The following is a 13,055-nucleotide window of genomic DNA, read 5'->3' on the forward strand; positions in this document are numbered from 1 at the left end:
GGCCCTGTATCCGGGGCCGGCGCGCACCCAGGCTGGCAGGCATGAGCATCGCCTTCCTCCTGACCACCCTCGTCGTGGTCGCCACCCCCGGCACCGGCGTCGTCTACACCCTCGCCGCAGGGCTCTCCCGCGGTCGGCGGGCGAGCGTCGTCGCGGCCGTCGGCTGCACGCTCGGCATCGTGCCGCACATGCTGGCCACCGTCACCGGGGTCGCCGCCGTGCTGCACGCGAGCGCGACGGCCTTCCAGATCCTCAAGTACGCCGGTGTCGCCTACCTCCTGTACATGGCCTGGGCCACGCTCAAGGACCGCCAGGCGCTCGCGCTGGACGAGGGGGCGGCGCCCCTGTCCGCCGGGCGCGTGATCATGCGGGGCGTCCTGATCAACCTCCTCAACCCGAAGCTGACGATCTTCTTCTTCGCGTTCCTGCCCCAGTTCGTGAACCCCGGCGAGGCGAACGCCCTGCCGCGCATGCTGGCGCTCAGCGGGGTCTTCATGCTGGCGACGTTCGTGGTCTTCGCCGCGTACGGCGTCCTTGCCGCGTCCGTCCGCAGCCACGTGACCTCCCGGCCGCGGGTGATGACCTGGCTGCGACGCGGCTTCGCCGGGGCGTTCGTCGCGCTGGGGGCGAAGCTGGCGGTCACGGCCCGCTGAAACGGCTCGCCGGAGTGCCTCAGACCCACCGCGAACGGAGTTCGTCGCGCAGGCGCCGGGCGACCTGACCCATGAGGGAGTCGGCGCCCGGCTGCCGGCCCGCGGCCACCCGGGACTCGGTCAGGACGGCGATCGCGTAGCTCTGGCCGTCGGCGTGTTCGACGACGCCCACCTCGTGGCGCAGGTTGAGCAGCGTGCCGGTCTTGGACGACCAGGTGGAGGCGTCGGAGTCGAAGTCGGGGGTGAGGCGGTTGCGTATGAGGTTGTTGGCCATGAGGCCGCGTACCTGCGCGGCGACGTCGGGGTGGACCGCCGGGGGCTCGGTGGCGCCGGGGCGCCAGAGGGCCTGGAGCAGTTCGACGAAGGACCGTGCCGTGCCGGTGTTGGCGCGTGAGATGTCGAGCTGGGGGACCCGGTGGCCGCGGCCCGGGGTGCCGGCGTCGATCGCGAGGGCGTGCGCGAGGTGCACGTCCGACGGGTCGAAACGCTCCACCGGGGTTTCCATCAGCTCGTGCATGGTGTGCCGTACGGAGATCCCGCGCAGCCCCAACTCGTGCAGTACTGACCCCACTTGGCCGGGCGGGGTGAGGCGGAAGAGCGCGTCGGCGGCGTCGCTGTCGCTGATGCAGGTGCTGAGGTAGAGCAGGTCCTCGACGGCGATGTGGGCGGCGTGCCGGAAGCGGCTCAGGCCGGTCGGGCCGGGCGTGGTGATCCGGCCCGGCGGCACCTCGATCACCTCGGCGCCGTCGAGTTCGCCGCGCCGGACGCGTTCCAGCGTGGCCAGGGCGAGCGGGATCTTCACGAGGGACGCGACGGGTAACTCGATGTCGGGGTCGATGCCGATCTCGTCGCCGCTCTCCAGGTCCCGGACGAGGAACGAGCCGTACAGCCCGCCCTCGCGCAGGTCCCGGCGCAGCTCGTCGAGGAGTCGCTCGGTGTGGGTGGTCATGGGGCTGTCTCCGGGGGCTCTGGCGCGTCGAGAGGGGCCGGGGAGGAGCTTCGCGTGAGGACGGGCTGAGATGCCGGGCGTTCGTCGCCCCCGCCGCCCCTACCCGTCCCATCCCTGGGGGCTGCGCCCCCAGACCCCCGCTGGGCGGGGGTTCGGGATGGCGGTGGCCTCGTCCTCGAACGCCGGGCGCGGTAGATCCAGCCCCTCGTGCTCATGCCGCTGCCTCCGAGGGCTCCGCGGCGTCGAGGCACCGGGCCATGCCGTGTGCGCATGTCCGGCGTACGCGGACCGCGTCGGCGTCCGCCTCGTCGGCCACGGCCAGGGTGAACCCGCGGGCGAAGGCGGGGCCCAGTTCGCCGACGGGCCGCCAGTGGAGGCCGAGTTCGCGGGCCTGCCCGGCCGAGCACAGCAGCGCGTCGCCCTGGCTGAGCACGTCCGCCGCGGCGGCGGCCACGGTCGCGGCGACGGCCAGCTGGGCCGGGCGCAGACCGACGGCGTCGCGCAGACGGGCGAGCCGGTCCCGGATGTGCGGTACGTCGTCCTCCGGCTGGAGCCACACGCGCCGGGGCCGCCGGTCGCGGTCGGCCCGGCCGGGGCGCAGGGTGTCCAGGTAGATCGGTCCGCCGCCGCCCGGGTCGTGCGCGACCGCCAGGCCCAGCGGAACCGTCCAGGTCGCCTCGGCGGGAGCCACCGCGAGCAGCGCCGCACGCACCTGCCGGGACGTCACGAGGTCGGCGCGCTCGGCCGGCCCGGCCGGGAACGGGTCGAGGAGCACTCCCTGCCCGCCCGCCTCGGCGATGAGGCGGGCGAGGGCGGCGGTCGGGCAGCCGGCGGGGACGGCGAGCCGCAGCGGCCGGTGTCGCGCGGCCTGCGCCTCGTGCTCCAGCCGGTCGGCGAGCCGCACGAGTTGCCGCGCCGTCGGCAGCAGGTCCCGGCCGAAGGGCGTCAGCGTCACCGTCCGCGAGGACCGGTCCAGCAGCCGCTCGCCGAGGTGTCGCTCCAGCGCGGCGACGCGGCGGCTCACCACCGACTGGGCGGTCCGGGCCGCCGCCGCGCCCACCGTGAAGCTCCCGTGCTCACTCACACTGACGAACGCCCGGCAGGCCGCGACAAGATCCACGCGCCCCACTATGCCAAAACAGCATGGAAGCGAGCGTTCGAGTCTTGGACCTCGGCGCCCCGAGGGCCGCAGAGTGGTCGCCGCCGCCCAGGGCTCCGCCCCGCGGGCCGGCCTGTTCCGCATGTCCCTCGACATGTCCCTCGACGGCTTGGAGGCTCATCCCATGACGTATCCCCCGCGCACCCGCCGGGGCGCCGCCTGGACGCTGGCCGGTCTGCTCGCGCTCGCCGCGCTTCCGGCCTGCGGTCAGGAGACGGCGTCCGGGGCCGGCTCCGGCTCACCTGCCGGTGCGGCGCGCTCCGCGTCGGCGACGGCGGCCACGAAGCCCAGCGCCGGTGAGTTCAGGGCGCTGGAGCGCGAGTTCGACGCGCGGCTCGGTGTCTACGCCCTGGACACCGGCACGGGCCGGTCGGTCGGATACCGGGCGGACGACCGGTTCGCGTACGCCTCCACCTTCAAGGCGCTGGCGGCGGGTGCCGTCCTCCGCAAGTTCGGGACGGACGGCATCGACAAGGTGGTGAAGTACTCGCGCGACGACCTGGTCGAGAACTCGCCCGTCGCCGAGAACTTCGTGGAGACCGGCATGAGCCTGCGGGGGCTGTGCGCCGCGACCCTCTGGTACAGCGACAACACGGCCGTCAACCTGCTCCTCCACGAACTCGGCGGGCCCGACGGCCTGGAGAAGGTGCTGGAGGACCTCGGCGATGACGTCACCGAGATGGACCGGTACGAGACGGAGATGAGCGAGGGCGTTCCGGGTGACATCCGGGACACCAGCACACCGCGCGCGATGGCGGGGAGCCTGCGGGCCTTCCTGCTCGGCGACGCCCTGAAGCGGGACGAACGCGAGCTTCTCCGACGATGGATGACGACGAACGTGACCGGCGGCACGCTCATCAAGGCGGGCGTCCCCGACGGCTGGGAGGTGGCCGACAAGAGCGGCACCGCCGGTTACGGGGGACGCAACAACATCGCCGTGCTGTGGCCGGACGACGGGGGCAACCCCATCGTCATGGCCGTCCTGTCCACCCGGGGCAAGCAGGGCGCCGAACGTGACGACGCCCTGATCGCCAAGGCCGCCACGGTGGCGGTCGAGGGCCTCGGCCGGTCCTAGGTCCGGCCTGTCGGTGTCCGGCTCGCTCAACGCCCTTGCAGGGACTTCACGTTGTCGCCGAACGTCCAGTTCTTCGAGCCGTCCCAGTTGACCGACCAGGTCATCAGGCCCTTGAGCGAGGTGCCGTAGTGCCGCCAGGACTGGGCGACGAGGGACGGGGACATGTGGCCGCCGCCCGCGCCCGGCTGCGCGGGCAGCCCCGGCACCTGCTTGTCGTACGGCACCCTGATGGTCGTACCCTGCACGACCAGGCCCTTGTCGAGGCAGTCGGTCTGGGCGACGAAGCCCTCGACGGTGCCGGCGGAGTAGGAGTCGCCGGAGCAGCCGTACATGCTGCCGTTGTAGTACTGCATGTTCAGCCACCACAGACGGCCGTTGTCGGCGTACTTCTTGATGACGGGGAGATACGCGCCCCAGATCGAGCCGTAGACGACGCTGCCCCCGGTGACGTACGCCGTCTCCGGGGCCATCGTCAGGCCGAAGTTCGACGGCATCCGGTCCAGCACGCCGTCGATGATGCGGATCAGGTTGGCCTGGGACGTGGACGGTTGGCCGATGGAGCCGCTGCCGACCAGGCCCGTCTCGATGTCGATGTCGATGCCGTCGAAGTTGTACTTCTTCAGGATCGGGACGATCGTCGCGACGAACCGGTCCGCGACGGCGGTCGAGTTGAGGTCGATGCCGGCCGTCGCGCCGCCGATCGAGAGCAGGACCGTCTGGCCGGCGGCCTTCGCCGCGCACATCTCGGCGGGGGTGGCCACCTTCACCCCGCTGTCCATGCCGTCCTCCCACAGGGCCGTCCCGTCGGAGCGGATCACCGGGAAGGCGGCGTTGATCACGTTGTAGCCGTGGGCCGCGATACGGGAGTCGGTGATCGGGGTCCAGCCGAAGGGCGGGTGGACGCCGTTCGCGGCGCCGTCCCAGTTCTCCCAGTAGCCCTGGAGGACCTTGCCGGCGGGCTTCGACTTCACGGCGCAGGTGTCGGCGGCGGAGGCGGAGGTGGCCACGGGCAGTTGGGCGAGGCAAGCGGTGGTGAGCGCGGTGGCGAGCAGACGCAGGGCGCGGCGGAGCATACGGGCCTCCCGGTGGGGGTGCGGTGAGGTGTCGCAGGCATGACATTGCTCTGGTCCAGACCTCTCGTCAATAGGTCTGGACCAGTAGGCGGGCCGAGTGGTGACGGAGAGGTGGTGAAGGAGGGGCTTGGGAATTGGAATGACAGATATTGAAATCTGTCATCTGTCATGTCAAGGTGGAGTCATGACGCTACGAACCCGCGCCCTCGGAACCACCGGCCCCCAGGTCTCCGCCCTCGGTCTCGGCTGCATGGGCATGTCCGGCATGTACGGCGAGGCGGACCGCGCCGAGGCCATCGCCACCATCCACGCCGCCCTGGAGGCCGGCGTGACCCTGCTCGACACCGGCGACTTCTACGGCATGGGCCACAACGAACTGCTGATCAACGAGGCACTGCGCACCGCCCCCGCCGCCCTGCGCGAGAACGCGCGGCTCAGCGTGAAGTTCGGCGCCCTGCGCGGCCCGGACGGCGACTGGTACGGCTTCGACGGGAGCCCGGCCGCCGTGAAGACCTTCGCCGCGTACTCACTCCAGCGCCTCGGCGTCGACCACATCGACGTCTACCGCCCCGCCCGGCTCGACCCTGACGTGCCGATCGAGGAGACCGTCGGCGCGATCGCCGAACTGGTCGAGAAGGGGTACGTCCGCCACATCGGGCTCAGCGAGGTCGGCGCCGACACCATCCGCCGGGCCGCCGCCACCGCCCCGATCGCCGACCTCCAGATCGAGTACGCGCTCATCTCCCGCGGCCCCGAGCGGGAGATCCTGCCCACCCTGCGCGAGCTGGGCATCGCCGTCACCGCGTACGGCGTGCTCTCCCGCGGGCTGATCTCGGGCCACGTCACGGCCGGCCAGAAGTACGCGGCCACCGACTTCCGCGCCCACTCGCCCCGCTTCCAGGGCGACAACCTCCAGCACAACCTCGACCTGGTCGAATCCCTGCGCAAGATCGCCGAGCAGAAGGGCGTCTCCGTCGCCCAGATCGCCATCGCCTGGGTGCTCGCCCGGGGCGAGGACATCGTGCCGCTGGTCGGCGCCCGTACCCGGGGGCGGCTCGACGAGGCCCTCGGCGCGCTGGACGTGAACCTGGACGCGGCCGACCTCGCCGCCATCGAAGCCGCCGTGCCGGCGGACGCGGCGGCCGGCGGGCGGTACGCCCCCGCGCAGATGGCCATGCTCGACAGCGAACGCTGATCGCGGTGCCGGGTACCGTCTAGGCATGCCTCCGACCAGCGAGATCCTGACCGCCGAGCGCATCCTCGAAGCCACCGAGGAGGTGCTGCGCCGCCACGGACCGGCCAAGGCCACCGTGGTCGACGTGGCCCGCGCGCTCGGCGTCAGCCATGGCAGTGTCTACCGGCACTTCCGGACGAAGGCGGCGCTGCGGGACGCGGTCACGAAGAGGTGGCTCGACCGTACCTTCGAGTCCCTCTCCGGGATCGCCACCGCCGAGGACCTCGACCCGGAGGCCCGCCTGCGCGCCTGGTTCACGGGCCTGTTCGCCGCCAAGCGCCGCAAGGCGGGCGACGAACCCGAGCTGTTCGCCACGTTCTCGGTGCTCGCCATCGAGAACGGCGAGGCGGTCGGCGCGCACATCGCCGACCTGACCGGCCAGCTGACCCGGATCGTCCGGGCGGGCGTCGACGCGGGCACCTTCACGGCCGCCGACCCCGCCACCACCGCCCGTGCCCTCTTCCACGCCACGGGCCGCTTCCACGACCCCCGTTACGCCCGGGACTGGGAACAGCCCGGCGTGGAGGGGGAGTTGGAGGCGGTCGTGGACCTGCTGGTGCGCGGGCTACGGGCCCGCGACTGAGCCCTCGAAGGCGTCAAGGAGCCGTGAACAGGCTGTCGAGGTCCTTCGTCGCGCGCCCGAGGTAGGTGACCGGGCCGGGGTCGGGGACCTCGATCTCGTGGAAGCCCAGACGGTCGTAGAAGGCTCTGGCAGGGGTGTTGGCCGTGACCATGGAGAGGTGCACGGCCGGGACCGCCTTGTCCCGCAGGGCCTGCAACAGGGTGCGCAGCAGAGCGCGGCCGTGGCCCCGGCCCTGCCAGCCGGGGAGCACGTCTATGTGCAGATGGGCCGGGTAGGCGGCGACCTCCTGGACCAGCATGCGCTCCGGGTGGTGCAGGAGCGCGGCCATCGCCTCGTCCGGGGTGCTCGGCGGCCCGTCCGGCTCCGGGTAGCGCTCCGCCGCCGACGGCAGCCACCCGGTGCGGAAGTCCTCGACGAAGCGCGGTGTGTCCGCCGTCCCGACCACATAGCCGACCGCCCGGCCCGCCCCGTCGTCCAGGACGAAGGCGAGGTCCGGTTCCAGGACGACGTACGGGAGCGCGAAGGTCGTCGGGAAGATGCCGGGGTCCCGGTAGTACGGCCGACTGTCGCCGCCCTCGTGCGCCGTGCGGACGCAGATGTCCTCGACGGCCTCCCGGTCCCCGGGCCGGTACCGGCGGACGCGCGTCATCGGTCGGTACCGGTCTCCGCCGGATCCACCGTCGCCTGATGCGCCTCCGCCAGATGCTCCTGCGCCTTCAGCCAGGGCAGGAACTGCGCGCCCTTGCGCCAGCCGCAGGTGTCACATCTGATCGTGCGTTGCGCGCCCTTGCGTTGTACCCGTACGACGTGTTCGCGTCCGTGGTGGTCCCAGCGGCTCACCTTGCTCGTGTTGATCTCCAGCATGACGCCTCCAGCGTCCGAGGACATCGAGTCATTGCTGCGGGGGGGGTTGGCTGGTCCCCCGCAACAAAAAGGGTGTCGCAAAAAAAACACCCACAAAGAATCCCCCCCCCCGAAGTGACCACCCCCTGGCCCCCCCCTCCCCCGACGATCAACCGACGGTGCGCGGCAGCCGCAGGGCGAGCAGCCCGGTCAGCGCCACCCCGGCCAGCTGGACGAGAAGGGTGGTGACCAGGGCGTCCCGCATGCCGAGGCCGGGGACGAGGGAGAGGAAGAGCGTGCCCAGCGTCGCCACCCCCAGGGCCAGCGACGACTGCTGGGTCGTGATCATCACCCCGCTGCCCACACCCGCCCGCGCCGTCGGCACCTCGGAGAGGACGACCCGGAAGACGACGGGGAGTTGGAGCGCCTGGCCCGCACCGGCGATCGCCGCGCCGGGGAGGAGCTCGACGAACCCGAAGTCCGGCCAGGACCGCCAGGCGGCCAGCGCCATCAGGGCCACGCCCACGCCCTGGATCGCCGCACCGGCGGGCACGACCCGGGTGCCGTGGCGGGCCACCAGCCGGGGGCCGGCCAGCGAGACGAAGAAGAACACCACCGCCATCGGGACGAGGGCCAGCCCCGCCGCGACCGGACCGAGGCCCGCGCCCTGCTGAAGGGCCACCGCGATCACGAACATGAAGCCGCTGAAGCCGATCGAGAACGGCACGATCATCACCAGACCACGCCGCAGGGACACCAGCTCGAACAGGCTCGGCGGCACGAGCGGCGTACGGCCGGCCCGGTCCGCCCCGCGCTCCACCGCGTAGAACGCCGCCGCCACGAACGGGAACGCCGCCAGCGACAGCCACGTCCACAGCGGCCAGCCCGCCGCCCGGCCCTCGGTGAGCGGGGCCAGGAGCGTGAGGAGGGAGAGGGCGAGCAGGACCGTGCCGGGTCCGTCCACCGGCTCGGGACGCCGGGAGCGGGTCTCCGGGACCGCGCGGGCGGCCAGGAAGAGGCCGACGAGGACGACAGGCACGTTCACCAGGAACACCGAGCGCCAGCCGGTGCCCGCGATGTCGGCCGCGACGAGCACGCCGCCGAGGATCTGCCCGGCGACCATGGAGAGCCCGGCCGTGGCGCCGTAGAGGCCCATGGCCCGCGCCCGTCGCTGACCGGCGGTGGCCGCCTGGATGGTCGCGAGCACCTGGGGCAGCATCGCCGCCGACGCCGCGCCCTGCGCGACCCGCGCCGCGACCAGCGTCCACGCGCTGGGCGCGAGCCCGCACGCCAGCGAGGTCAGTCCGAAGGCCGCCATGCCGCCCAGGAAGAGCCGGCGCCGGCCGAACAGGTCACCGAGCCGCCCGCCGAGGACGAGCAGCACGGCGTACGCCAACCCGTAGCCCGCCACGACGAGTTCGAGCACGGCCTCGCTCGCCGCGAGGTCGTGGCCGATGGTGGGCAGGGCCACGTTGACGATGAAGAAGTCGATGAGCGGGAGTGCCGCGCCCAGCAGCACCGTGAAGAGCCCGAGGCCGCCGAGCGAGGGTGGTGCGGCGGTGGCCGGGGCCTTGCGTGAAGTGATGGTTTCGGTCACGGTCATGAGCCTGCGCCCGTTCCGAGACGGGTACCAGAGTGTTCTTGTCCTGGTAGAAGAACCACCTGGAAACAGGGTCCGGGGGGCGGCAAGCTGGAGGCATGACGAGCATGGCCGAGGAGACGGTGACGCGAGGCTTCGGCGGTACGGCGGTTCCAGGCGGTACGGCGGTTTCGGAGATCCGGCGTCATGAACTCGCCGCCTTCCTGCGGCACCGTCGTGAGCACATCACCCCCGAGCAGGTGGGCCTGCCCCGCGGAAGCCGACGCCGTACACCGGGCCTGCGCCGCGAGGAGGTCGCCCAGCTCTCGGCGGTCGGCGTCACCTGGTACACGTGGCTGGAGCAGGCCCGGGACATCCAGGTCTCCGTCCAGGTCCTCGACGCCCTCGCCCGCACGCTGCTGCTCGACCCCAGCGAGCGTTCCCACCTCTTCCAGCTGGCCGGGGCGGTCGATCCGACGCCGGCGACCACCTGCCCGTCGGTGACCCCCGCGATGCGGGCCGTCCTGGAGCAACTGGAGCCGTACCCGGCCTGTCTGCAGAACAGCCGCTACGACATCCTCGCCCACAACCGTACGTACGGGCTGCTGCTGTGCGACCTGGCAGCGGTGCCGCCCGAGGACCGCAACTGCATGGTCCTGTCGTACACCCACGACGAGTGGCGCTCGTCGATCGTGCACCTGGAGGAGACCCAGCGCCTCATGGCGGCCCGCTTCCGCGCCGCGATGGCCGGTCACCTGGCCGAGCCCGCCTGGAAGATGCTGCTGAAGAGGCTGCGCGCGGAGTCCCCCGCGTTCCGCGAGGCGTGGGACCGGCATGAGGTGGTGGCACACCGCAGCAAGCGCAAGGAGTTCCTCAACCGGTACGTGGGGCGGGTGGTCGTCGACCACACGGACCTGTGGATGAGTCCGGAAGCGGGGCCGCGGATGGTGACGTACGTGCCGGCGGACGAGGAGTCGCGTGAACGCCTGGAGAAGCTGCACGAGATCGCCCTCTCAGGGGCGCGGGGAACTGCGCGACCAACCCCCACCCGCCGTTAGCCGCCGAACTACGCACTGACCGGAGACGCGCCGCGCACCTCCGCCGACTCCAGCCGCTCAGCAGTACGTTCAGCGGTGCGCCGCGCCCACGGCCCGCTGGTCACCGCCCCCGCCACGAGGACCAGAAGCCCGCATCCGGTGAGGATCCACCACCCGGGCCCGGCGGCCGACACGAACGTCACCTTGTACGACGACGCTCCCACGCCCGACGCCAGCACCGCCCCGACCACCGCCACCCCCAGCGTCTGGCCCAGTTGACGGCTCGTGGAGGCGACAGCGGCCGCGACCCCTGCCTGTGCCCGCGGCATCCCGGAGACCGCCGTGTTGGTGATCGGCGCGTTGACGAACCCGAACCCGATGCCGAACACCGCGTACCCGATGATCAGCGTGACGTTGGACGTCTCGGCCTCGAAGAGGGCGAACATGGCCGCGCTCAGCGTCATCGCCGTACCGGCGATCAGCAACGGCAGCCGCGGCCCCCGAGTGCCGACCAGCCGCCCGGAGAGCGGTGCGCACAGGAACATGGGGGTCGCCATCGGCAGCATCCACAGCCCCGCGTGCAGGGCGTCGAGCCCGCGCACGTTCTGCAGGTACAGCGTCGACAGGAACAGGAACCCGCCCAGCGCCGCGAACGCGCCGATCGCGATCACCGTGGCGCCGCTGAACGGAGCCGACCCGAAGAAGCGCAGGTCGATGAGGGGCTCGGTGCGGTGCGGCTCGTACCACAGGAGGCCGAGCAGGGCCGCGAGGGCGACGATCGCGAACGGGAGCACCGCGGTGAGCCCGGCGTTCGGCGCCTCGATGATCGCGTACGTCAGGGAGCCGAACAGGGCGATCACCAGGAGCTGGCCCACCGCGTCGAGGCGGCGGGCCCTGGGGGCGCGGGACTCGGGGACGTGGCGGAGGGTGAGGAGGAGGGCGGCGAGGCCCACCGGCAGGTTGACCCAGAAGATCGCGCGCCAGCCCACCGAGTCCACGAGCAGGCCGCCGACCAGCGGGCCCGCGCCCATCGAGATGCCGACGACGGCACCCCACACGCCTATCGCCCGTGCTCGCTCGCGCGGGTCCACGAAGGTGTTGGTGATGATCGACATCGCCACCGGGTTGAGCATCGAGCCGCCGATCGCCTGCACCATCCGGAAGACGATCAGCGAGTCCAGGTTCGGTGCCAGGGAGCACAGTGCCGAGCCGATGGTGAAGAGGACGAGGCCCGTCATGAAGACGCGCTTGCGGCCGACGCGGTCCGCGGTGGAGCCGGCCAGCATCAGGAGCGAGGCGAGGACGAGTGTGTACGCGTCGATCGTCCACTGGAGGCCCGAGGTGCTCGCGTCGAGGTCGCGTTGCATCGCGGGGAGGGCGACGTTGAGGGCCGTGGTGTCGAGGCTCACGATCAGCAGGCTCATGCAGCAGATCGCGAGGACCAGCAGTCGGCGGCGAGGGCTGAGCTCCGGCATTCTTGAATAGTACGCCTAACTAATGAATTTCGCCGCACCCTGTTCGGTACGTGAGAATGGGGGGATGTCCATGACCGTCCCGCCCACCGTCTCGTCCCCCGTCTCGCCCCTGCAGATCGGGCCGCACACTGTTCAGCCGCCCGTCGTCCTGGCCCCCATGGCCGGGATCACGAACGCGCCCTTCCGCACGCTGTGCAGGGAGTTCAGCGGGGGCAAGGGGCTGTTCGTCAGCGAGATGATCACGACTCGGGCGCTGGTCGAGCGCAACGAGAAGACCATGCAGCTGATCCACTTCGACGAGAGCGAGACGCCTCGGTCGATCCAGCTGTACGGGGTCGATCCCGCCACTGTCGGCAAGGCCGTCCGCATGATCGCGGAGGAGGGGCTGGCCGATCACATCGACCTGAACTTCGGGTGTCCCGTGCCGAAGGTGACGCGGAAGGGTGGGGGGTCCGCGCTGCCGTACAAGCGGAATCTGCTGCGGGCGATTCTGCGGGAGGCGGTGAGCGGGGCCGGGGACCTGCCGGTCACGATGAAGATGCGCAAGGGCATCGACGACGACCACATCACCTTCCTCGATGCGGGGCGGATCGCCGTGGACGAGGGCGTGACGGCGATCGCGCTGCACGGGCGTACGGCCGCTCAGCACTACGGGGGTACGGCGGACTGGGACGCCATCGCGCGGCTGAAGGAGCATGTGCCGGAGATTCCCGTGCTCGGCAACGGGGACATCTGGTCGGCCGGGGACGCGGTGCGGATGGTGCGCGAGACCGGGTGCGACGGGGTGGTCGTCGGGCGGGGGTGTCTGGGGCGGCCGTGGTTGTTCTCGGATCTGGTGGCCGCGTTCGAGGGGCGTACGGCGGACAGCGCGCGTCCGGCGCTGCGTGAGGTGGCCGACGTCATGGTCCGGCATGCCACGCTGCTCGGGGAGTGGATCGGGGACGAGGCGCGTGGCGTCATCGACTTCCGTAAGCATGTGGCCTGGTATCTGAAGGGCTTCGCGGTCGGCTCGGAGATGCGTAAGCGGCTGGCGATCACTTCGTCGCTGGAGGAACTCCGGTCCGGGCTGGAGGAGTTGGACCTGGACCAGCCTTGGCCGGCCGGGGCCGATGGGCCGCGCGGGCGTACGTCTGGCAACAACCGGGTGGTGCTGCCGGACGGGTGGCTGAAGGATCCGTATGACTGCGCGGGTGTGAGTGAGGACGCGGAGCTGGATACCTCCGGCGGTTGAGGCGGGTGCGGGTTCGGGGGTGGATGCCTGCGGCGCCTGTGCGGGTTCGGTGGGGGCTCGTGGAGCGCGGGGGCGTGGGGTTGTGGGTCGGGGCCGCGTCGGGGGGTGTCCGTCCTCGGTCCGGCGGGCTGGCCTTGCGCGAGAGGTGCCGTGTCTTGACACCG

The 13,055-nt window shown here is 71.8% G+C and carries 13 protein-coding genes; 6 read left to right on the forward strand and 7 right to left on the reverse strand.

The annotated features are described in order from the left end of the window. Positions 1-41: 41 nt before the first annotated feature. A complete protein-coding gene (locus ACFU95_RS20480; RefSeq protein ID WP_383829249.1) occupies positions 42-653 on the forward strand; it encodes a LysE family translocator in 612 nt (203 codons plus the stop codon). Positions 654-672: 19 nt separating this feature from the next. On the opposite strand, the gene ACFU95_RS20485 is transcribed toward ACFU95_RS20480, so the two are convergent. Beyond that, a complete protein-coding gene (locus tag ACFU95_RS20485) occupies positions 673-1,602 on the reverse strand; it encodes a serine hydrolase (protein ID WP_383829252.1) in 930 nt (309 codons plus the stop codon). Positions 1,603-1,813: 211 nt separating this feature from the next. Continuing rightward, the gene (locus tag ACFU95_RS20490; protein ID WP_383829255.1) at positions 1,814-2,722 is read right to left on the reverse strand and encodes a LysR family transcriptional regulator; all 909 of its coding nucleotides are present in this window, start codon (positions 2,720-2,722) and stop codon (positions 1,814-1,816) included. A gap of 163 nt (positions 2,723-2,885) precedes the next feature. Here ACFU95_RS20490 and bla point away from each other — a divergent pair, with 163 nt between their 5' ends. Further along, positions 2,886-3,836 carry a class A beta-lactamase gene (bla, locus tag ACFU95_RS20495; protein WP_383829426.1) on the forward strand — a complete coding sequence of 317 codons (951 nt, stop codon included), beginning with the start codon at positions 2,886-2,888 and terminating at the stop codon, positions 3,834-3,836. Between the two features lie 26 nt (positions 3,837-3,862). Here the strand turns inward: bla and ACFU95_RS20500 are convergent, their stop codons facing one another. Then, the gene (locus ACFU95_RS20500) at positions 3,863-4,909 is read right to left on the reverse strand and encodes a chitinase (RefSeq protein WP_383829258.1); all 1,047 of its coding nucleotides are present in this window, start codon (positions 4,907-4,909) and stop codon (positions 3,863-3,865) included. A 184-nt stretch (positions 4,910-5,093) separates the two neighbouring features. Here ACFU95_RS20500 and ACFU95_RS20505 point away from each other — a divergent pair, with 184 nt between their 5' ends. Both ACFU95_RS20505 and ACFU95_RS20510 read left to right on the forward strand, forming a co-directional pair. Next, positions 5,094-6,104, forward strand: a complete 1,011-nt coding sequence (locus tag ACFU95_RS20505) for an aldo/keto reductase (RefSeq protein WP_383829261.1) — start codon at positions 5,094-5,096, stop codon at positions 6,102-6,104. Between the two features lie 25 nt (positions 6,105-6,129). Next, entirely contained in the window at positions 6,130-6,726 is a 597-nt protein-coding gene (locus tag ACFU95_RS20510) for a TetR family transcriptional regulator (protein ID WP_383829264.1), read from the forward strand. A 13-nt stretch (positions 6,727-6,739) separates the two neighbouring features. Here ACFU95_RS20510 and ACFU95_RS20515 read toward each other — a convergent pair whose 3' ends face one another. The 3 genes from ACFU95_RS20515 to ACFU95_RS20525 all read right to left on the reverse strand — a co-directional run bounded on the left by ACFU95_RS20515 (position 6,740) and on the right by ACFU95_RS20525 (position 9,172). Beyond that, entirely contained in the window at positions 6,740-7,375 is a 636-nt protein-coding gene (locus ACFU95_RS20515; RefSeq protein WP_383829267.1) for a GNAT family N-acetyltransferase, read from the reverse strand. Then, positions 7,372-7,590, reverse strand: a complete 219-nt coding sequence (locus tag ACFU95_RS20520) for a hypothetical protein (RefSeq protein WP_383829270.1) — start codon at positions 7,588-7,590, stop codon at positions 7,372-7,374. The genes ACFU95_RS20515 and ACFU95_RS20520 overlap by 4 nt, the downstream gene beginning before the upstream one ends. A 148-nt stretch (positions 7,591-7,738) precedes the next feature. After that, the gene (locus ACFU95_RS20525; RefSeq protein ID WP_383829273.1) at positions 7,739-9,172 is read right to left on the reverse strand and encodes an MFS transporter; all 1,434 of its coding nucleotides are present in this window, start codon (positions 9,170-9,172) and stop codon (positions 7,739-7,741) included. 95 nt (positions 9,173-9,267) lie between these two features. Between ACFU95_RS20525 and ACFU95_RS20530 the strand changes: the two genes are divergently transcribed. Continuing rightward, entirely contained in the window at positions 9,268-10,206 is a 939-nt protein-coding gene (locus tag ACFU95_RS20530) for a helix-turn-helix transcriptional regulator (protein WP_383829276.1), read from the forward strand. A gap of 8 nt (positions 10,207-10,214) precedes the next feature. Here ACFU95_RS20530 and ACFU95_RS20535 read toward each other — a convergent pair whose 3' ends face one another. Beyond that, complete coding sequence (locus tag ACFU95_RS20535) at positions 10,215-11,660, reverse strand: MFS transporter (RefSeq protein WP_383829279.1); 1,446 nt, start codon at positions 11,658-11,660, stop codon at positions 10,215-10,217. 64 nt (positions 11,661-11,724) lie between these two features. On the opposite strand from ACFU95_RS20535, the gene dusB reads away from it, so the two are divergent. Further along, positions 11,725-12,891: a tRNA dihydrouridine synthase DusB gene (dusB, locus tag ACFU95_RS20540; RefSeq protein WP_383829282.1), complete on the forward strand. Its 1,167-nt coding sequence runs from the start codon at positions 11,725-11,727 to the stop codon at positions 12,889-12,891. The last annotated feature ends 164 nt before the right edge of the window (positions 12,892-13,055 follow it).

This window comes from Streptomyces sp. NPDC057623, assembly GCF_042800355.1.
GTDB lineage: Bacteria > Actinomycetota > Actinomycetes > Streptomycetales > Streptomycetaceae > Streptomyces.